Annotated in this window: 18 protein-coding genes; 14 read left to right on the top strand and 4 right to left on the bottom strand. The window is 67.9% G+C overall.

The genetic code is table 11. The features are described from left to right. Positions 1 to 85 precede the first annotated feature (85 nt). The 9 genes from FHG66_RS05355 (at position 86) to FHG66_RS05315 (ending at position 9,300) form a co-directional block, all read left to right on the top strand. Positions 86 to 889, top strand: a complete 804-nt coding sequence (locus tag FHG66_RS05355) for a hypothetical protein (RefSeq protein ID WP_139075711.1) — start codon at positions 86 to 88, stop codon at positions 887 to 889. Beyond that, positions 889 to 2,274, top strand: a complete 1,386-nt coding sequence (locus tag FHG66_RS05350; protein WP_139075710.1) for a tetratricopeptide repeat protein — start codon at positions 889 to 891, stop codon at positions 2,272 to 2,274. The genes FHG66_RS05355 and FHG66_RS05350 overlap by 1 nt, the downstream gene beginning before the upstream one ends. Continuing rightward, the gene (locus tag FHG66_RS05345; protein ID WP_139075709.1) at positions 2,271 to 2,681 is read left to right on the top strand and encodes a DUF6165 family protein; all 411 of its coding nucleotides are present in this window, start codon (positions 2,271 to 2,273) and stop codon (positions 2,679 to 2,681) included. Before FHG66_RS05350 ends, FHG66_RS05345 begins: the two co-directional genes overlap by 4 nt. After that, a complete protein-coding gene (locus tag FHG66_RS05340; RefSeq protein ID WP_139075708.1) occupies positions 2,671 to 3,444 on the top strand; it encodes an FkbM family methyltransferase in 774 nt (257 codons plus the stop codon). The genes FHG66_RS05345 and FHG66_RS05340 overlap by 11 nt, the downstream gene beginning before the upstream one ends. 69 nt (positions 3,445 to 3,513) lie before the next feature. Next, on the top strand, positions 3,514 to 4,350 hold the full coding sequence (locus FHG66_RS05335; protein ID WP_139075707.1) for a flagellar motor protein MotB: 837 nt from the start codon (positions 3,514 to 3,516) through the stop codon (positions 4,348 to 4,350). Between the two features lie 78 nt (positions 4,351 to 4,428). Next, positions 4,429 to 5,733 (top strand): flagellar hook protein FlgE, encoded by a 1,305-nt coding sequence (locus FHG66_RS05330; protein ID WP_139075706.1) that lies wholly within the window; start codon positions 4,429 to 4,431, stop codon positions 5,731 to 5,733. Positions 5,734 to 5,757: 24 nt separating this feature from the next. After that, a complete protein-coding gene (gene flgK, locus FHG66_RS05325; RefSeq protein WP_139075705.1) occupies positions 5,758 to 7,203 on the top strand; it encodes a flagellar hook-associated protein FlgK in 1,446 nt (481 codons plus the stop codon). A 1-nt stretch (position 7,204) separates the two neighbouring features. Beyond that, positions 7,205 to 8,203, top strand: a complete 999-nt coding sequence (locus FHG66_RS05320; protein WP_139075704.1) for a flagellin — start codon at positions 7,205 to 7,207, stop codon at positions 8,201 to 8,203. Continuing rightward, positions 8,200 to 9,300: a flagellar basal body P-ring protein FlgI gene (locus tag FHG66_RS05315; RefSeq protein ID WP_139075703.1), complete on the top strand. Its 1,101-nt coding sequence runs from the start codon at positions 8,200 to 8,202 to the stop codon at positions 9,298 to 9,300. Before FHG66_RS05320 ends, FHG66_RS05315 begins: the two co-directional genes overlap by 4 nt. 788 nt (positions 9,301 to 10,088) lie before the next feature. On the opposite strand, the gene fliP is transcribed toward FHG66_RS05315, so the two are convergent. The 4 genes from fliP to fliF form a co-directional block, all read right to left on the bottom strand. Then, positions 10,089 to 10,802: a flagellar type III secretion system pore protein FliP gene (fliP, locus tag FHG66_RS05310; RefSeq protein ID WP_139075805.1), complete on the bottom strand. Its 714-nt coding sequence runs from the start codon at positions 10,800 to 10,802 to the stop codon at positions 10,089 to 10,091. 128 nt (positions 10,803 to 10,930) lie between these two features. After that, on the bottom strand, positions 10,931 to 11,224 hold the full coding sequence (locus FHG66_RS05305; protein WP_139075702.1) for a FliM/FliN family flagellar motor switch protein: 294 nt from the start codon (positions 11,222 to 11,224) through the stop codon (positions 10,931 to 10,933). Further along, positions 11,217 to 11,795, bottom strand: coding sequence for a FliH/SctL family protein (locus FHG66_RS05300; RefSeq protein WP_139075701.1), 579 nt, complete (start codon positions 11,793 to 11,795; stop codon positions 11,217 to 11,219). Before FHG66_RS05300 ends, FHG66_RS05305 begins: the two co-directional genes overlap by 8 nt. 1 nt (position 11,796) lies before the next feature. After that, positions 11,797 to 13,383, bottom strand: a complete 1,587-nt coding sequence (gene fliF, locus FHG66_RS05295) for a flagellar basal-body MS-ring/collar protein FliF (RefSeq protein WP_139075700.1) — start codon at positions 13,381 to 13,383, stop codon at positions 11,797 to 11,799. Positions 13,384 to 13,508: 125 nt separating this feature from the next. Between fliF and FHG66_RS05290 the strand changes: the two genes are divergently transcribed. The 5 genes from FHG66_RS05290 (at position 13,509) to FHG66_RS05270 (ending at position 18,238) form a co-directional block, all read left to right on the top strand. Beyond that, positions 13,509 to 14,003: a flagellar basal body-associated FliL family protein gene (locus FHG66_RS05290; RefSeq protein WP_176556134.1), complete on the top strand. Its 495-nt coding sequence runs from the start codon at positions 13,509 to 13,511 to the stop codon at positions 14,001 to 14,003. A gap of 17 nt (positions 14,004 to 14,020) precedes the next feature. Next, on the top strand, positions 14,021 to 14,389 hold the full coding sequence (locus tag FHG66_RS05285) for a hypothetical protein (RefSeq protein WP_139075698.1): 369 nt from the start codon (positions 14,021 to 14,023) through the stop codon (positions 14,387 to 14,389). Then, complete coding sequence (locus tag FHG66_RS05280; protein ID WP_139075697.1) at positions 14,386 to 14,952, top strand: MotE family protein; 567 nt, start codon at positions 14,386 to 14,388, stop codon at positions 14,950 to 14,952. Before FHG66_RS05285 ends, FHG66_RS05280 begins: the two co-directional genes overlap by 4 nt. A gap of 65 nt (positions 14,953 to 15,017) precedes the next feature. Next, complete coding sequence (gene motA, locus FHG66_RS05275; RefSeq protein WP_139075695.1) at positions 15,018 to 15,884, top strand: flagellar motor stator protein MotA; 867 nt, start codon at positions 15,018 to 15,020, stop codon at positions 15,882 to 15,884. After that, complete coding sequence (locus FHG66_RS05270; RefSeq protein WP_139075693.1) at positions 15,881 to 18,238, top strand: flagellar biosynthesis protein FlhF; 2,358 nt, start codon at positions 15,881 to 15,883, stop codon at positions 18,236 to 18,238. The genes motA and FHG66_RS05270 overlap by 4 nt, the downstream gene beginning before the upstream one ends. Positions 18,239 to 18,453: the final 215 nt, after the last annotated feature.

Below are 18,453 nucleotides of genomic sequence, written 5' to 3'. Positions count from 1 at the left end.
ACGGGCGTGACGAGTCGTTGCAGGCCGCCTTTGCGTTCCGCCGCTCTTTCCGCTTTTCTGCACCCAAGGTGTGAGGAGTCGATCCATGAAGCTGTCGGTGACCTTCGAACGGGGCGAGGAGCCTCAGCCCGCGCATGAGGGCGGACGTGGGCCCGTCACGGTCGGCTGGTGCCTGACCGAGCAGAAGGGCGGCATCATCTATGCCCCGCCCGAACGGGTGCGCAGCGTGGACCTCGACCGCCGCCACGCCAAGAGCGCCTCACGCTGCCCGGCGGTGATCAACCTCGAATCCCGGCATTTCCTGATCCGCTGTCCCTTCGACATTCATGTGGGGTTTGCCCGCGACGACAAGGGCAAGCCCGCGCTGCGCAACCTGTCCGGGGAGGCCAGTGCGATCCGGGCCTCCAAGCTCGGGGAAAAGCTCCACCTGACCTCCGAACCCGAATGGCGCCATCCGGGCGTGCCGACGATCCAGCTTTCGCTGCCCTACCTCTTCGTCTCGGACGAGCCGGTCTACATGAGCCAGGTCGCGCCCTTCATGCACTACACGCCGGACCCGCTGCCCGGCACCATCTTCGGCGGACGCTTTCCCATCGACGTCTGGCCGCGTCCCCTGATGTGGGCCTTCGAGTGGCACGAGCCCGAAAAGCCCATCCGGCTCCGGCGCGGCGACCCGCTCTTCTACGCGATGTTCGAGACGACCCCGCCCGATCGCGGGGTGGTCGTCGTGGAAACCGAGGTCACGCAGGATCTCAAGGATTACATGGACCTGATCGCGGGCGCTGTGAACTACGTCAACCAGACCTTTTCGCTGTTCGAGGCCGCCGAGGCCCGCCGGCCCGAGCGTCTGGTCCAACCGATCAAGCGGCGCGAGCGGGCGGCCCAGTGATGAACGTCCCCCCATCGCCCGAGGACGATCCCGCCACGCTGCGCGATCGCGCCATCGCCGCCCACCGGGCGGGCCGACGCGCCGACGCGCTGCCCCTCTATGCCGCCTATCTGGCCCGCGTGCCAAGCGATGCCAGCGTCTGGACCAACCTCGGCGCGCTGTTCCGCACCGAAGGACGCCACGACCAGGCCCTTCGCGCGCAGGAGAAGGCCTTTGCCATCGACCCCGTCAATGACGGCATCCGTAACAACCTCGCCAACATCCTGAACGACGTGGGCGAGCACAAGCGAAGCCTGGCCCTGCGGCTCGACCTGATCCGGGACCTACCCAACGATCCCAATCACCTGGCCATGGCGGGCAAGTCGCTCCGGGCGCTTGGTCATTGCGACGAAGGGATCGCGCTGCTCCGTTCGGCCGTGGACCGCTTTCCCGCCTATGCCGAGTTGACGATCCAACTGGCCCTGACGGAACTGGCGGCAGGCCGCTACGCGGAGGGCTTCCAGCATTACGCCGCCCGTTGGCTGACCGGCGAACTCGCGCCCCGCACGCTTGATGCACCCCGTTGGAAGGGCGAGCCGCTCGATGGCAAGACCATCTTGGTCCTGCCCGAGCAGGGCTTTGGCGATGCGCTGTGCTTTGCCCGGTTCATGCCGGTCCTGCGCCGCTACAACCCCGCGCGCGTGGCCTTGTCGTGCGAACGGCCTCTTCTCCGGCTCATGGCCGCCGCAGAGGGGGCCGATTGGGTCGGGCAGGGCCTCCCGCCCGAGGGTTTCGACGTCTGGGTGGACCTGATGGACCTGCCCACGTTGCATTTCGCAGCTGATCCGGCCATCCAGGCCCCCACGCGGCTGACAGTGCCCGAGGACTCCAAAGTGCGGGCGCGCCGGATCACGGCACCCTTCCAGGACCGGTTCAAGGTCGGCGTCGTGTGGTGCGGCTCGGTCACATACCGGGGCAACGCCTTCCGCAGCTTCCCCCATACCGAGTTGCACAAGCTGGTGGACGTCCCCGGCCTGCAGATGGTCTCCCTCTATAAGGGGCCGGAACTGGCGGCTTTCCACGCCGACGGCACATCGGCCTTTATCGTGGACGCAGGCAGCTCGGACCGCGACTTCGCGGATTGCGCTGCGATGATGCAGGAGATGGACTTGGTCGTGACCTCCGACACCGCGACCGCCCATCTGGCGGGCAGCCTCGGCGTGCCGGTCTGGACCCTGCTGCATTGGGATGCCTTCTGGCTCTGGCGTCCCGAAGGCGACACGACGCCCTGGTATCCGTCGATGCGGCTCATCCGCCAGCCGGCCCCGCGCGACTGGGCCGGTGTCTTCGCCCAGCTACGTGCCGAACTGGCGGCACTGGCCCCGAATCCCCGGAGGGTCGCATGACCGAGCTTCTGGTGCCAGTGTCGGCCGGCGAGCTTCTGGACAAGATCGCCATCCTGCGGATCAAGGCCGCGCGCATCACGAGCCCGGAGAAGGTGGCGAACGTCACCAGGGAACTCCTGGCGCTGGAGGGCGTGGCCATGCAGGGTATCCAGCCTGACCCTGCGCTGCCCCCGCTTGAAGACGAGCTTCGGGCCGTGAACGAGGCGTTGTGGGACATCGAGGACGACATCCGGGCCCGCGACGCGGCCGGCGACTTCGGCACGGACTTCGTCCGACTGGCGCAGGCCGTGTACCGGACCAACGATCGCCGGGCCGCCCTCAAGCGCGAGATCAACCGTGTCACCGGCTCGATGCTGGTGGAGGAAAAGTCCTACCACGACCACTCCGGGAAGTCCGATGCATCCTGACCAGCGGATTGCCCAGGCGACGGCCGAGTTGCGCGCCGTTCTGAACGACACGGTGGACGAACTGAAGACGGAGCGGACCCGCCGCCGAGGCGGTCTCCAGCGCCGCCTTCATGAGCTGCGGCGGATGCTGGACCCCGGTTACGCCTACACGTCCCAGGCCGGACAGGACGCCGTGGTCGACCGGATCTTTGGCGGCCGGCGAGGGCTGACCTTTGCCGACATCGGCGGCTACGACGGCGTGACCGGCTCCAACACCTTCTTCCTCGAACAGCGGCGCGGCTGGACGGGCCTTCTGGTCGAGCCGGTTCCAGCCCAGCTCGCGCTGGCCCGGATGGTGCGCCGTTGCGATTGCCTGCCCTACGCCGTCGCCGGCGCCGACGGGGAAGCCGAGTTCCTGGAGGTCGCCGAAGGCTACACCCAGATGAGCGGCCTGGCCGGCAGCTATGATTCGGGCCTGCTCGCCCAAGTCCGGGCCGATCCGCGCCACAAGGAGCGGACCCTGCACGTCGAGACGCGGACCCTGTCCCGCCTTCTCACCGAGGCGGGGCTCCCGAATCCCGACTTCGTATCCCTCGATATCGAGGGTGGCGAGGAGGCGGCGCTGGCGGCCTTTCCATTCGAACGCCACCGAATCGGGGTCTGGGCGATCGAGAACAACACCGGCGCCCCGGCGATCGGTCGCATCATGCGCGCCGCCGGCCACGACCTCGTGGAGTTCTGCGGGCCCGACGAGCTGTGGATGCGTCGAGGACTTTCCGAGTGATTTGAAGCGTTAAGCAAACGTTTCCGTCTCAACCCCTATGCCTGTGTCGGGTGAGATGGAGAACGTGACATGGCTCGGGGGTCCGAAGCGCCGATTATCCTGAAGCGCAAGAAGGTGTCGGGGGGCGATGGTCACCACGGCGGCGCATGGAAGGTGGCCTATGCCGACTTCGTGACGGCCATGATGGCCTTCTTCCTGCTCATGTGGCTGCTCAACGCCACCACGGAGCAGCAGCGCAAGGGCTTGGCGGACTATTTCTCGCCGGACGTTCCGCTCTCGCGCGTGTCGGGCGGATCGGATGGCATGTTCGGCGGCGACGCCCCAAGCTCCATGGACTCGAGCGCCGAGGACGGCAGCCCGTCGGCCCCAGCCCTGATCGGCCCGTCCGGCTTTCCCGAGCACGAGGGTAACGAAGGCGATTCGGCCGCCGAGGCCGCCGAAACGGCAGCCCTTCTCAAGATCGAGGACAAGCTCCTGGGTCGCGGAGGCGAAAGCCTCCTGTCCGAGGAGGCGCTCCAGCATGTGGTGACACGGCTGACCGACGAGGGTCTGGTGATCGAGCTTTTCTCCATGCCCGGTGCCCCTCTTTTCGATGATCGCGACACCCCGCGTCTTGTGACCCGCGAGCTACTCGCCATGGTGGCGGAGGTCGCGAATCTCGTCACAAACGATGTGGCGGTGGGGGCCCATGTGCCGGCTCAACCGGTTGTTCTCGCCGATAATCCCGTCTGGGACCTTTCCATGGCCCGCGCCGAACGGGTGCGCCTGCTTTTGGCCGAGTACAGCCTCGACGCCAAGCGATTCGACCGCGTGGTCGGGCACGCCGACCGTTCCCCTGCCGTGGCAGACCCCCTGGCGCCTCGCAACGACCGCGTGGAGATCACGCTGCTGCGCCGCGGGGTCTGATCCCTTTGCCGTTAGCAGGTTGTTAGGGCAGACGGGCTAGGACGGAAGGCGACGAAAGCCGCAGAAGGACCCCTCATCGTGTCGATCTCGTCCTCAATGAACGCCGGCGTCGCCGGGTTGGCCGCCCAGGCCACGAACCTCGCCACGATCTCGGATAACATCGCGAACTCCGCGACGGCCGGCTACAAGCGCGCCACGACCGAGTTCTCGGCCATGGTGATCGGCAGCAACCGGACCACTTACACCGCCGGCGGCGTGCAGGCCACTAGCTTGCGGCAGATCGACGCCCGGGGATCGCTGACCAGCACGGCCAATTCGACCGACTTGGCCATCACGGGGCGCGGGATGCTGCCAGTGACCACGGCCAACGATGTCGCGGCGGGCGGTGACGACCTATCGTTCATGATGACCACCACCGGTTCGTTCTCACCGGACTCCGCCGGCTATCTGCGCACCCCCTCGAACATGGTGCTCCTGGGCATCCCCGTGGGCGACGACGGCGCGCCGCCGCAGTTCTCCCGGACCTCGACCGCCGACCTCGTCCCCGTCCAGATCTCCACCAACGAGATCGTGGGCCTGCCGACTACGGCCATGACGGTGACCGCGAACCTGCCGGCCGCATCGACCGAAGCAGGCGCGACTGGCGGGCCCGAGGCGCTGTCGATGACCTACTACGACAACCTGGGCAAGGCGCAGACCCTCAGCTTCACGATCACGCCGACGGTGCCGGCGGCGGGCGCTCCGCCGTCCAACACCTGGGCCATGTCCATCACCGATGAGGCCACCGGCACGGTGGTCGGCAACGCCACGATCGTGTTCGACGACGACACGGGGCAGGGCGGCCGCATCGAGACCGTTACCTCGGTTCCCGCCGCTGCCTATGATGCAGCGACCGGCATGCTTTCGGTCAACGTGGCCAGCGGTCCCATCGACATCACCATCGGTCGGCCGAACCAGCCCGGCGGCTTCACGCAGCTTGCAAGCAAGTTCACGCCCCTAACCATGACCAAGGACGGAGCCGCCGCCTCCAGCCTCACGGGGATCGAAGTTGACCCCAACGGCTATGTCGTCGCGAGCTACAGCACCGGCGCCACCCGCCGTCTGTACCAGATCCCCGTCGTGGACGTTCCCAATCCGAACGGTCTCACGTCGCTCTCGAACCAGACTTACACGACCTCCCAGTCGTCCGGGGACTTCATGCTCTGGAATGCCGGCGACGGTCCCACCGGCGCGATCCAAGGCTACGCCCGCGAGGAGTCGGCCGTCGACGTGGCCAAGGAACTGACCCAGCTGATCCGGACCCAGCGGGCCTATTCCTCGAACGCCAAGGTTATCCAGACCGTGGACGAGATGCTCCAGGAAACCACGAACATCAAGCGCTGAGCCTGACCCCGGAGGGTCCCTCCCATGAGCCTGAACGTCGCCTACGGCAATGCCCTGTCGGGCCTAGGGGCCACCGCCCGCATGGCCGAGGTCGTGTCCGCCAACCTCGCCAACGCCCTGACCGAAGGGTACGGACGCCGATCCGTCGATCTTTCGACCGTCTCGATGGGCGGACGGGGGGCTGGCGTCCGCGTCGACGGGGTCACGCGGAATGTCGACCGAGGTCTGCTCGCCGACCGGCGCGGGGCCGAGACCACGTTGTCCGACCGCCGGACGCTGGCTTCCGCCCTCCGGGCCCTTGAGGGCAGCCTCGGCTCTTCGGAGGCCGGGACGAGCCTGTCTGCCCGTCTTGAAGCCCTCGAGACCTCGCTCGTGTCAGCCTCGGCTGATCCGTCGTCCGAGACGCGGCTTGCGCAGGTGCTGGAGCGGGTGGACGGCGTCGCAACCAGTCTGAGGGACGGAGCCGCCGGCATCCAGAGCCGACGCTCCGACGCGGATGCCAGCATCGCCTCGCAGGTCGCGGACCTGAATGGCTCGCTGCAGAAAATCGCAAAGCTCAACGGCGACATCGTTACGGCCCGCACGACCGGCCGCGACGCCACCGGGCTGATGGACCAGCGCCAAGTGCTTATGGACAAGGTCGCCACCATTGTGCCCTTGCGCGAGATGGACCGGCCCGGAGGCGCGATCGCCCTCATCACGCCGCAGGGCGCCACCCTGCTCGACGGCACGCAAGCCTCCACGGTGGGCTTCAAGGCCACGCCGGTGATCACCGCCGACATGACCCTTGCCTCGGGCGGCCTTGAAGGGCTCACCTTGAATGGCAAGGCGGTGGGCGCCGACGGCATCGGACGCCTGGCCGGAGGCTCGCTCGGCGCCGCTTTCGCGCTGCGCGACGTGACCCTGCCGGCAGCCGGGGCGAACCTGGACGCCTTGGCCCGCGACCTCATCACGCGGTTCGAGGATCCGTCCACTGACGCGACGCTTGGCGGTGGCGCCGGGCTTCTGACCGACGATGGCGCCGCCCTTGACCCGTTGGCCACGACCGGTCTTGCGGGTCGCATCGCCGTCAACAGCCGTGTGGATCCGGCCGCTGGCGGGGCTCTTTGGCGCCTGCGCGATGGCATGGGAGCCGGCACCCCCGGCCCGGCAAGTGAAGCCGGGCAGATCGACCGCTGGGTCAGGGCCCTGACGACCGAACGCACCCTGACTGTGGGTGGGCCGAGCGGATCGGCTGCGTTTCACGCGTCCCGCTTCCTGTCCGACTTGGGTGCACAGCGCCTTTCTGCTGAGCAGGAAGAAAGCTTTGCGGGCGCACGCTGGTCCACGCTGCGCGAGTCGGAACTGTCGAACGGCGTCGACAGCGACCACGAGATGCAGATGCTTCTCCAGATCGAGAAGGCCTACGCCGCGAACGCTCGTGTGATTTCGACCATCGACGCGATGATGCAAGCCATTCTGGAGATCTGACATGGCCGTTCCGGGACTCGGAGACCGCGCGCAGTTGTTCGCCGGACAACGCTACAACACAGACATCCGTTCGCGCCTCGCCACCCTGTCGCAGGAGATGGCGTCCGGCCAGGCGAACGACATGGTCGCCCATCTCAAGGGCGATACGGCGCCATTGGCCGATATCGACCGACGCCTCGCCATGGCCGACTCCTACGGCACTGCCGCGAAGCAGGCCGGGAACCGGCTTGCCCTCATGCAGGACACTTTGGGCGAGGTGGATGCGATCCGGACCACTCTCGTCGACCAGCTTATGTCGCCCGGCGTGGCAGGGAGCCGCAAGATCGCTGCAGAGGCCGCCCAAGCCGCATTCGACGATATGGCAGCGGCCCTGAACACTCGGCAAGGGCCGAACGCCCTGTTCTCCGGAACGGCCGCCGGGGGGGCCGCGCTGTCCTCGTCCTCGAGCATGATGGCACAGATCCGCACCGCCGTGGCCGGTGCGACCACCGCGGCGGACGTCGCCACGCGCCTCGATACGTGGTTCGATGATCCAGCCGGGGGATTTGCGACATCCGCCTACCTGGGCTCCGATGCCGACCTGACGCGGGCCGTGGATACCGACACCACGGTAACCCTTGGTGCTCGCGCGGACGATCCGGCCCTTCGTGGACTTCTCAAGGCAGCGGCCAAGGGGATCCTGTCCAACGATGCGACGCTGTCCTTGGCCGATGGCGAGGGTGCCAAGCTGCTGGAGCGGTCGCGCGACGACCTCCTGTCCTTGTCCGCCCCCTTGACGGAACTGCGGGCCGGGTTGGGCCTGGCGCAGTCGCGCGTCGAGGAGGCGACAGCCAGGCACACGGCGCGCGCATCGGCCTGGGGCATCATGCGCAACGAGATGACGCAAGTTGATCCCTACGCCACCGCCACCGAGGTCGAGGCGCTTCGCACCCAACTCGAGACCCATTACGAGCTGACCAGCCGCCTGTCCTCTCTCAGCCTCCTGAGCTACCTCAGGTGATTGCCCGGTCCCTTTTGGCAGCCATCCTGTGTGGCGTGTATTCGGTGGCTCAGGCCGCGCCCATCCGTCTCAAGGACCTCGTGGAGTTCGACGGTGTCCGCTCGAACGATCTCGTGGGCTATGGGCTCGTGGTGGGCCTGAACGGGAGCGGCGACGGGTTGCGCAATTCGCCCTTCACCGAAGAGATGATGGCCAACATCCTCGAACGCCTGGGCGTGAACGTCACGGGCGAGCAGTTCCGCCCCCGCAACGTGGCCGCCGTCCTTGTGACCGCCCAGCTGCCTCCCTTCGCCCGGGCGGGTGGATCGATCGACGTCACCGTGTCAGCGATCGGCGACGCAGGCTCGTTGCTGGGCGGAACGCTCATCATGACCCCGCTCAACGCCGCCGATGGTGAAATCTATGCCGTCGCGCAAGGCACGATCATCGCCGGCGGGATCTCGGCCGAGGGCGAAGCCGCATCCGTGACCCAGGGCGTCCCGACGGCGGGGACGATCCCGTCGGGGGCTACCGTCGAGCGTGAGGTAGCCTTCGATTTCACGACACTGGACACCGTTCGCTTGGCCCTCCGCAACCCCGACTTCACGACGGCTGCTCGGATCGAGGCGGCGGTCAACGACGACTTCGGCCGCCCGGTCGCGCTGATGCTGGACGCCGGCACGGTGTCCCTGAACGTGGCGGCGACCGGCACCGCATCCCCGGCCCATGCCTTGGCGCGACTCGAGAACATCCTCGTGGAGCCCGAGGTGCGCGCGACCGTGGTGGTGGATCAGCGATCCGGCACGATCGTCATGGGCGAGGATGTCCGGGTCGACCGGGTCGCGGTCAGCCAGGGTAATCTCACCCTGCGGATCGAGGAGGCGCCGCTCGTGGTGCAGCCCAACCCGTTTTCGCCCGGGGACACGGTCGTGGTTCCCCGGTCCGAGGCCGCCATCACCAAAGGCGAGGGCGGTCTGGCAGAAACCGGCGGTGGAACATCCCTGTCCGAGGTCGTGGCCGGCCTGAACGCTTTGGGCGTGGCCCCGCTCGACATGATCGACATCCTGAAAAGCATCAAGGCTGCGGGTGCGCTGCATGCCGAGTTCATTGTGCGCTGAGCGCCGCCGCGATCATGCGAGGTGACTGGCGAACTGGCTCGCCGAGCGACAACGCCGGCTCTACGGCAGCATGATGCTGTGGTCGATGGGCCAGAGTTCGCTGGGTCGCTTCCTTGATGAGGTGGCGGTACGTTGCCACAAGTCTGGCCTGTCCCGATACCGATGCTCGCCAAGGCTGGCACCTCACATGCGCACCCACGCGCTCAACCGTTCTCATGCGCTAGTTTCGTTCTGAAAGCGGAGCGATGCCTGGCCCGGGCTCGGAAGGAAGCGCTCTGGTCAATGCCGCGAAGGGGCGGATTTGTGTCTCGCTATCGCTCGCTCGCAATGTGAGGCAAAGGCTGAGCGATCCGTCGATGAGAGAGCGGCTTTTCCCCCGGGGCCACTGGCGGGTGGGCCAGAGCAGGCCAAGGCTGAACCTGCGGGCCATCAGGCCCAAAGTGGCGACCTCTGCGCCAATCGGTCGCCCACTGTCGAGCGCCCCGGTCTGAGCAGGTTGGTCCTGACGCTTGACGCAGCCATGGTGGGCAGGCCCGCCAGTTGGAGCCGCGTGCAGCCTGCGCTGGTTATGTCCCGGCGAAGCGGGTGCCTGTCGCTGCTGTCTTCGGGGCCCCTGCCGATCCAGCCTCTCAAAACGCGTTCGCCACCAGTACGGCTGAGTCCCGCATAGCCGCCGCGGCAGCCCGAAACACAACCGAGGAGCCGCGTGCCGCTGCAATGGAAGTCGGGCTTGGCGTCGTCGCGTGCGACGACATGAGGGCCGCGCCGCCGACCCGGGCCGCAGGCCCCTACAGGTAGCTTCGGACCAGGCTGCCGGCGACCAGGCTCCAGCCATCGGCGACGACGAAGAAGGCAAGCTTGAAGGGGAGCGCCACGATCGCGGGTGGAACCATCATCATGCCCATCGACATCAGGACCGCCGACACAACCAAGTCGATGATCAAGAAGGGCAGGTAGATCAGGAAGCCGATCTGGAAGGCCCTCGTGATCTCGCTCAGGAGGAAGGACGGCACCAGCACCGACAGCGGCGCGTCCACCGGGGCGGTTCCGGCATCGACCTGGGGTCGCAACGCCACCAGGGAATCGTAGGTGTCGGCCACGACACGTCCTGCCATGAAGACTCGGAACGGCCCCAGCGCGGCCAAGAAGGCCTGGTCGAGCGGCAGGCTGCCGTCGATGAATGGCTGGACTCCCGCCGTCCAGGCTTCGGTGAAGACCGGCTCCATGATGAACCAGGTCAGGAACACCGCCAGCGTCACGATCAGCATGTTGGGTGGCGCCTGCTGGAGCCCCAAGGCCTGCCGCAGGATCGAAAGCACCGTGACGATGAAGGGGAAGCAGGTGACCATGATAGCCAGCCCGGGCACCAGGCTCAGCACCGTCACCAGCACGAGGAGCTGGATCGAGCGGTTCGCCAGGGAGCCATCTCCGCCCAGGTTGAGCGACAGGCTCTGAGCTGCCGCCGGGCCTGCCGAAAGGAGCAGGATCAATGGCAGCAGCACCGTAAGGGCGGCCGTCCACGTCCCGGCGCACTGCCATGCACCAAAGCGCCGCGTCGCCCTTGAGAAGGCGTGCTGGCCCTCCGCGCCGCCCGTCTGGTCCGACCGGGCCCCTGCCGCCCCGCCGAAGGTCACGCCAGCTCGCCTTTCGTCCGCGCCACCTCGGTCAGGCGCACGGCCAGCTGCCCCGGGTCACCGCCTTCGAGTTCCTGAAGCTCGCCACGGGCGATCAGGCGTTCCCCGATGTAAAGCTCGACCGGATCGTCGATCCGGCGGTCCAGCGGCAGGACGGCGCCCGGCCCCAGAGCCAGCAGATCGCGGACGAGCGGGCGGGCCCGGCCGACCGAGATGGTGACCTCGATGGGCAACGCGCGAAGGGGGTGGTCGGCCCCGAGGGTCGGGGGGAGGGAGGGGTGGTCATCCATGACGGACCTTTCCTGCGGAATCATCGAGAAGGGCGGAGAGCGCCTCGCGGAGAGCGGCGAGGCAAGCATCGAGATCGAGGTCGCTTTCCCGCGACGGCTGGCTGAGACGCGCGGCGTTGGGGCCCAGCATCGGCTCGGCCCGCAGACGGGCCGGTGGCGAAGGCGGCAGGCAGGCGCGGATGGCGTCGATGCGGTCGGGGTGGAGGTCGATCACAAGGGGCGACGCGCTGTCGGTCCGTGCCGCATCGAGCAGCGCCTCGGCGATCCAGGGCCCCAGCGATTCGGCGGCCAAGGCCGGCAGCATGCGATCGATCAGGAGCGTGAACAACGGGCGCAGGGAGGCGAGAACTTGGCCACGCGCCTCGGCATAGGCAAAGGCCATGTCCTGCAGCGTCCGCGCCAGATCCTGAGAGATATGGGAAGCTTCCGCCTCCGCCTCGGCCCGACCCATGGCAAGGCCTTCGGCCTGGCCGGCGGCGAACCCATCGAGCCAATCGGCCGAAGGGCCTTCCGGGACGTCGGAAACGACAAATGGATCCGGCGCGTCGAAGGCTTCAAGGAAAAGGGGCATTTCAGACGCCCTCGCGTTCCGCGGCGGACGGTACCGGCGTGTCGTCCATCCAGGCCTGGAGGATCTGCGCGGTCTCGTCCTGGCGGGCTTCGATCAAGCGGCGCAGGCGGGTGGCCGGATCGACGATCTCGGCATCCGCGATGCCGCCGTCCGAGGAGCCGAAGTCGCCGGTCAGCATGGGGCCGAATCCCATGCTGGGCGGCATGCCCTCGTCCATCGCGTCGGGCGAACCCAGCGCGGGCGCCATCGGCAGGAGGTTCGGTTCCTGTCCCGGCCGGAGCAGGGGTCGCACCACGAAGAGGCCCAGCACGATGGCCACGAGCGCAAGCAACGCCGGCCGCAGCAGCCCCATCAGGTCGAGGGGCTTGCCTTCTGGCGGAGTCGCTTCGCTGCCGAGCGTTCCCAAGGGCTCGAAGGGCATGGATTTGACGGTGATCACGTCGCCCCGTTCGGTGTTGAGGCCCACGGCCGAGGACACGAGTTCGCTCAGAGCGTCGAGCTCCTCTTGCGGGCGGGGGGTGAGCGTGGTCACCCCCTGGTCATCGGTCGTGGGCACGTCGTTGACCAGGACGGCTACCGTCAGCCGCTTGACCGCACCAGGAGCCCGCACCACTTCGCGCGAGGACTCAGAGACCTCGTAGTTGGTGATCGTCTTAGACCCTTCCTCCGAGGAGCTTTGGCCACCACCGCCCTGGGCCTCGCCATCCGGCAGGTTCGAGGCCACTGTCACGTTGCCCCCTCCGCCCTGGCCGCTGGCCTTGTTCTCTTCGGTTTCCGTCGAGATCGCGATCCGGCTTTCGGGATCGAAGTTCCGTTCGGTCAGGCGCTCGGATTCTGTGACGGCCTCAAGCGAGACCTCCACCACCGCGTTGCCGACGCCGACTCGGGCTTCGAGCATCCGCTCGGCGCGCTTGGCAAGGTCCGCGGACCGCGAATCGGTGGCCCGATCTTCGTCCTCGCCGGCGACGAGCCCATTCTCGGCGTCGATCACGGCGACATCGGCTGGCGACAGGCCGGCCACGGCGGCGGCGACCATGTGGCGCAGGGCATTGGCCTGCTCGGCGCTCAGGGCGCCGCTTTTCATGGCCACCGTCACAGCCGCGGTCGGCGTATCTTCGCGGCGGAAGGGGCGGCTTGATCCGGCGGAGATGTGGACCCGCGCCGTGCGGATCGTGGGAACGGCCAGGATCGTGCGGGCGAGCTCGCCTTCCTTGGCCCGCCAATAGGCAGCGTCGAACATCTGGGACGTGGTGCCGAAGCCCGACAGTGAATCGAGCAGCTCGTACCCGTCGGCGGACTGGGCCGGCAGGCCTTCAGCGGCCAGCGTCACACGTTCGAGGTCGCGTGCATCTTCGGGAACCCAGATCGCGTCACCGCGAATCTCATAAGGGGTGCCCCGCGCTTCGAGGGCGGCCACCACCTCGCCCGCGGCGGCGGCATCGAGCCCCGCGTACAGGAGCGCCATGTTCCCCGTGCCGGGCCCTCGCGCCAGAAAGGCGATGGCCGCGAACATCGCCAAGGTCGCGCCCAGCACGATGGCGCGCTTGCGCCCATCGAGCTTGCTCCAGACTGATGCCAGGCTGTTCATGTGGGATCCTCCCGCAAAGGCCGGGACTTCTGCCCCGCAGCACGACCTTCCCTGTCCAGCCTTAAGATTCGGTTAGCCCCTCTTGGTCTAAGACGATTCTCCATGGCACCGACCGGAGAATCCGCATGACCGCCGCCGTGACCGACACACCTGACGAGGCGAAGCCCCCCAAATCCCGCCTGCCCCTGATCCTTGGCCTCGTCCTTGCGATCATCGGTGGAGCCGGGGGGTTCCTGGCTGTCCGCATGGGTCTTCTGGGCGGCTCCGCGCATGAGGAGCCGGTCGAGCATCTGGAGAAGGCGGCGCTTCCGGCTCTGACCCCCGCTGCCTTCGTGGCGCTGCCGCCGCTGGTGGTGAACCTGCCCGGCCAGGGCGAGCGCCGGTTCCTGCGCTTCTCGGGTCAGCTCGAGGTCAAGCCCGAGCATGTCAACGAGGTGACGGAGTTGACGCCGCGCGTGGTGGATGTCCTGAACGGATATCTGCGGGCGCTGGAGCCTCGGGAGATCGAGGATCCCGCAGCCCTGATGCGGATGCGGGCGCAGATGCTGCGCCGGGTGCAGGTCGTGGCCGGGGGAGACCGCGTGCGCGATCTCTTGGTCATGGAATTCGTGGTCAACTGAGTCGGAGGCCCGGTGTCATGGATATTCTTGCCGAGCTGAGCGACATCCTCCTGGGGGCCGGGGCCCTCGGAGCAGGCATCTACTGCCTTGTCCTGTCCCGGCGGCTCCGGCGCTTTACCGATCTGGAACGCGGGGTCGGCGGCGCGGTCGCCGTCCTGTCCGCCCAAGTGGACGATCTGTCCCGTAGCCTTCAGCGTGCCGAAGGGGCGGCCAAGAGTTCCGTGGACACTCTGGCCCAGGCCTCCGAACGGGCCGAGGCCGCAGGCAAGCGGCTTGAACTCCTCATGGCCTCCATGCACGACCTGCCTGGCAGCGCCGAGGACAGCGCCAAGATTCCGGGGCCCGTCTTCATCCGACACCCGAGCGCGCTGGGACGGCCGGCATGACCGCGCCGACGATCAAGCGCCGCCCGACCCGGCGCGTGCTCCCGGTCGTGGCCGGCATGCTGTTCCTGTCGGCTCTCGTTCGGCTCGGGGCCGGGGCGGGGCAGGTTCTGGCCGGCGAGGGTGCGGCAGCCCCTGTCGAAGCCTCCGTGCCCAGCCAGGGCACGGCCGAGCTCCTCGCAGCCTTCAAAACCCGCGAGGAGCGCATCGTGGCCAAGGAGGCCGCGATCGACGCCCGGATGCAGGAGCTTTATGCCGTAGAAGCCGAGCTGGCTGCCCAGATCACCGCGCTCGAGGAGGCCGAAGCCTCGTTGTCCGCAACCTTGGCCATTGCCGATTCGGCCGCGCAGGAGGACGTCGCGCGTCTGGCCCGCGTCTACGAGGCCATGAAGCCCCAGGACGCGGCCGCGCTTTTTGGCGCCATGGACCCAGGCTTCTCGGCCGGGTTCCTGGGGCTCATGCGCCCCGAGGCCGCGGCGGCGGTCATGACCAATCTCGAGCCCCAGGTCGCCTATGCGATCAGCGCGGTCCTGGCCGGGCGCAATGCGCTCGCCCCGACCGAATAGGGGCTGTCTTCCATTATTCTTAACCTTGCTCTGCAACGCTGGGCAGCGTCCTCGGAGGTTCGGGCATGATCGGCATCATCGGCATCGTGATCATCTTCGTGATGGTCTTCGGCGGCTACATCCTGGCCGGCGGCAAGCTCGGCCTCATCCTTAAGGCTCTGCCCTTCGAGATGATGATGATCGGGGGGGCGGCCGTGGGCGCCTTCGTGATCTCGAACGACGGCGCCTCGATCAAGCATACGCTCAAGGACATCGGAAAGGTCTTCAAGGGCCCTCGTTGGAAGCATGACGACTACCGCGACCTGCTCTGCCTCCTGTTTGCGCTGATCCGGATCAGCCGCTCCAACCCGGTCGCGTTGGAGGAGCACATCGAGAGTCCCGGCGAATCGACGCTGTTCGCCAAGTACCCGCGCATCCAGGCCGACAAGGAGGCCGTGGCCCTCATCTGCGACACCCTGCGCGCCGGCAGCATGAACTACGACGATCCCCATCAGGTCGAGGAAATCCTGGAAACGCGCATGGAGGCGTCGCAGCATCATGCGATGCACTCCACTCACGCCCTTCAGTCGGTGGCCGACGGCCTTCCCGCTCTGGGGATCGTGGCGGCCGTGCTGGGGGTGATCAAGACCATGGCCTCTATCGACCAGCCACCCGAGGTGCTGGGCCAGATGATCGGCGGCGCGCTCGTGGGAACCTTCCTGGGCGTGTTCCTGGCTTACGGCCTCGTCGGACCCTTCGCCACGAAGCTCAAGATGGTGCTGGAGGAGGACGGCCACTTCTACCAGCTCATCCGTCAGGTGCTGGTGGCCAACCTCCACGCCCACGCCCCCAACATCTGCATCGAGGTCGGCCGTCAGGCCACCCCCGGCCACAACCGCCCCAGCTTCTCCGAACTCGAGGAAGCCCTCAAGGCGGCCAAGGAGGCAGCATGAAGGTCGCCGCCCTTGTCCTTGCGCTGGTCTGGGGTGGCGCGGCCTGGGCCCAGGACGTCAGCGTCCGCGGGGGGGAGCACGAGACGTTCTCGCGGCTGGTGCTCCGGGTTCCCAGGGGCGCCCCATGGTCCCTGGAGCCTGCGCCGGGAGGCTATGACCTGCAACTGCCCCCGTCGGTGATGTTCGACGTCAGCCGTGCCTTCGACAAGATCCCCCGAAATCGCGTGGCGTTGCTGACGCCCTGGGGGGATGGTCGGCTTCGGTTGTCGGTGCCGTGCGACTGCCACGCCCAAGCCTACCTGGTCAGCGATGTAGATCTCGTGGTCGATGTGATCGACGGCCCTCCGCCCTTGGGCGGGATTGCGCCCGGCGATCGATTGGCGGCCCCACTGACCGGCATGGGCATGCTTCCTCTTTTAACTGAAACCCTGCCTGTCGCCCCTGCCTTGGGTCCCTTGGCCAGCCTCGCCCGCGTCACCGAAGCTCCCCCCGCCGAAGAGGCCGCCCCAACCGAAGCCGAGCGCGTCGATCAAACTAGGCTGGCCATTCTCGAAGGGATGGCGCAGGCCGCGACCGAAGGATTTCTGGACCTCGACCCGTCGGCGCAGGACCAAGAGCCCGTCCTTTCCGGAGAGGACCCCGCGCCGTCCACGACCGTCAAGCACGACCAGGTTCCAGACTCGCCCCACCCGAATCCCGCGGTCACGCCCGAGGAGGCCGTCGGTGGCCCGGCCCGGCCCGGCGTGGCCTTCCACACCGCGTCCGATGTGCCTTCGACAAGGCCCACCCTTGGGGCCCGTGGCACGACCTGCCTGCCCGATGAGTCGTTCGACCTAACGGCCTGGGCCGGGGAGGGCGACTTCAAGACCGAGCTTCCGGCCCGTCTGGCGCAGGTGACGGACGGTCGCGACCGTCTCGATCCCAATGGTGTCGAGGACTTGGCGCAGGCTTATCTCGCCTTCGGCTTCGGACGCGAGGCCCTGACCGCACTTTCTATGGACGGGGCGTCGTCGCGCGAGCGCGATCTCCTCAGGCTCATGGCGCGGATCGTGGACGATGAGCCCGTGCCGACGGACGCCATGGACGATCAGGCCAGCTGCCTTGGAAAGGTGTCCCTCTGGCGCGCCCTCGCGCGCAAGAGCATCCGAATGACCGGGGATGGCGAGAGGACGGCCATGACCCTTGCCCTGCGTGCCTTGCCAGACGAGGTGCGATCCCTGCTCGCGCCTCGCTTGGCCGGCCTCTTCCTCGACCAGGGAGACGCCCTTGCCGCGCGGGACATCGCGGCGCTTGCCGAACATGGCGGCACCGCCGTCGAGCTTGCCCAGGCTGCCATCGTCGAGGAGATCGAGGGGCCGGGGCCCGCCCTCGAGGAGCTGGAGACCATCGCGGAGAGCGATCCCCGCATGACACCCGATGCGATGGTGGATCTTATCGACCTGTCGATCGAGGAGGGCCGGTCCGTGTCCGACAACACCCTGGAACTGGCGCGCGCCCTCCGGTTCGAGAACGAGGGGGAGGGGGCTCGCGCGCTCCTGCTTGCCGAAGCGCGCGCCCTGACAGCCGACATGCGGTTCGACGAAGCGCTGGCCTTGCTGGAGGACGAGCGCCAGCTGAACCCGGCGGAGGACGTCAACGAAGCGCTCGTCGCGACCGTGGTGGCCCTGACCGAGAAGCTGGACGATGCCTCCTTCCTTGAGCTGGCCTTGGGAGCCCTCCCGGAGGGCCTGCCGTCCGCTGCCGTCGATCCAGTGGCGCGGCGCTTGGCGGAGCTCGGCTTCCCCCAGGAGGCCTGGAGCCTGCGAGCGCCGCCCGCCTTGCCTTCCGCCGCACCTCTGGAGCCGGAGGCCGAGGCTGACCGCACCGTGAGCGCGGCGCGACCCCCGGTGGAAGAGCCTTTGCAGGAAGAGCCCGATGATCAGGAGCCCGTGGCTGGAGCCCTGGTGCTGCCTGAGGGGCAGGAGCCCGACCAGCAGGCGGCGTTGGCCGATGATCCTGCGCCGCCCGCCGAGCGGGAGACCGCGCTTCCGCAGCTTTCCGCCCTGCCGCCCCTGCCCATCCTGGCTGAGCCTTTGCCCGTCGCGCCGGGCCAGGAGGTCGAGCCGCCGGTGCTGCCCGTTCCGATCGCCGTGCCTGCAAGCCCCCAGCCTTTGCCCACCGAAGCGGCGACCCCCGAGCCCATTCCTCCTGCGACCGTCCTTGCCGCGGCCCCGGCCGTCCCCGCCGCAAACCCGGCCGTTCCGCTGCCAGAGAATGCCTTGATGACGCTGGCCGAACGCCGCGAACTTCTTGGAAGGGCGCAAGAGGCGCGGGCGCGTGCTGCGGCGCTCCTCGCGGCGGCACCGATCGAATGAGAATGGCCAGTTAGGGTTTCCTCAACCTTCCTTGCCGTAAACGTGGTCCAGTGCAGCAGAAAGCGGCCAGATGACAGGACCAGGGTCCAGCCACCCCATGGCAATCGATAGCATTCGGCGTTTCCAGGACGTCGGTTGCGGCCGGCTCCCCGAAGCGACCCGATGGCCAGCTTCGACGGAGGTCCATTCCGCGCGGGGAAAGCGTCAGGGCACCC

Origin of the sequence: Rubellimicrobium rubrum, assembly GCF_006152115.1 — a bacterium.
GTDB classification, from domain to species: Bacteria; Pseudomonadota; Alphaproteobacteria; order Rhodobacterales; family Rhodobacteraceae; genus Rubellimicrobium; species Rubellimicrobium rubrum.
This window is presented reverse-complemented; position numbering and strand designations above follow the sequence as displayed.

Bases quoted from the DNA above. Each gene is read 5' to 3' on its own strand.
- FHG66_RS05285 (WP_139075698.1), top strand. From the start codon at position 14,021: ATGGATATTCTTGCCGAGCTGAGCGACATCCTCCTGGGGGCCGGGGCC.
- FHG66_RS05355 (WP_139075711.1), top strand. From the start codon at position 86: ATGAAGCTGTCGGTGACCTTCGAACGGGGCGAGGAGCCTCAGCCCGCG.
- FHG66_RS05290 (WP_176556134.1), top strand. From the start codon at position 13,509: ATGACCGCCGCCGTGACCGACACACCTGACGAGGCGAAGCCCCCCAAA.
- FHG66_RS05320 (WP_139075704.1), top strand. From the start codon at position 7,205: ATGGCCGTTCCGGGACTCGGAGACCGCGCGCAGTTGTTCGCCGGACAA.
- FHG66_RS05345 (WP_139075709.1), top strand. From the start codon at position 2,271: ATGACCGAGCTTCTGGTGCCAGTGTCGGCCGGCGAGCTTCTGGACAAG.
- FHG66_RS05270 (WP_139075693.1), top strand. From the start codon at position 15,881: ATGAAGGTCGCCGCCCTTGTCCTTGCGCTGGTCTGGGGTGGCGCGGCC.
- FHG66_RS05335 (WP_139075707.1), top strand. From the start codon at position 3,514: ATGGCTCGGGGGTCCGAAGCGCCGATTATCCTGAAGCGCAAGAAGGTG.
- flgK (WP_139075705.1), top strand. From the start codon at position 5,758: ATGAGCCTGAACGTCGCCTACGGCAATGCCCTGTCGGGCCTAGGGGCC.
- FHG66_RS05305 (WP_139075702.1), bottom strand. From the start codon at position 11,224: ATGGATGACCACCCCTCCCTCCCCCCGACCCTCGGGGCCGACCACCCC.
- FHG66_RS05300 (WP_139075701.1), bottom strand. From the start codon at position 11,795: ATGCCCCTTTTCCTTGAAGCCTTCGACGCGCCGGATCCATTTGTCGTT.
- FHG66_RS05350 (WP_139075710.1), top strand. From the start codon at position 889: ATGAACGTCCCCCCATCGCCCGAGGACGATCCCGCCACGCTGCGCGAT.
- FHG66_RS05340 (WP_139075708.1), top strand. From the start codon at position 2,671: ATGCATCCTGACCAGCGGATTGCCCAGGCGACGGCCGAGTTGCGCGCC.
- fliF (WP_139075700.1), bottom strand. From the start codon at position 13,383: ATGAACAGCCTGGCATCAGTCTGGAGCAAGCTCGATGGGCGCAAGCGC.
- motA (WP_139075695.1), top strand. From the start codon at position 15,018: ATGATCGGCATCATCGGCATCGTGATCATCTTCGTGATGGTCTTCGGC.
- FHG66_RS05280 (WP_139075697.1), top strand. From the start codon at position 14,386: ATGACCGCGCCGACGATCAAGCGCCGCCCGACCCGGCGCGTGCTCCCG.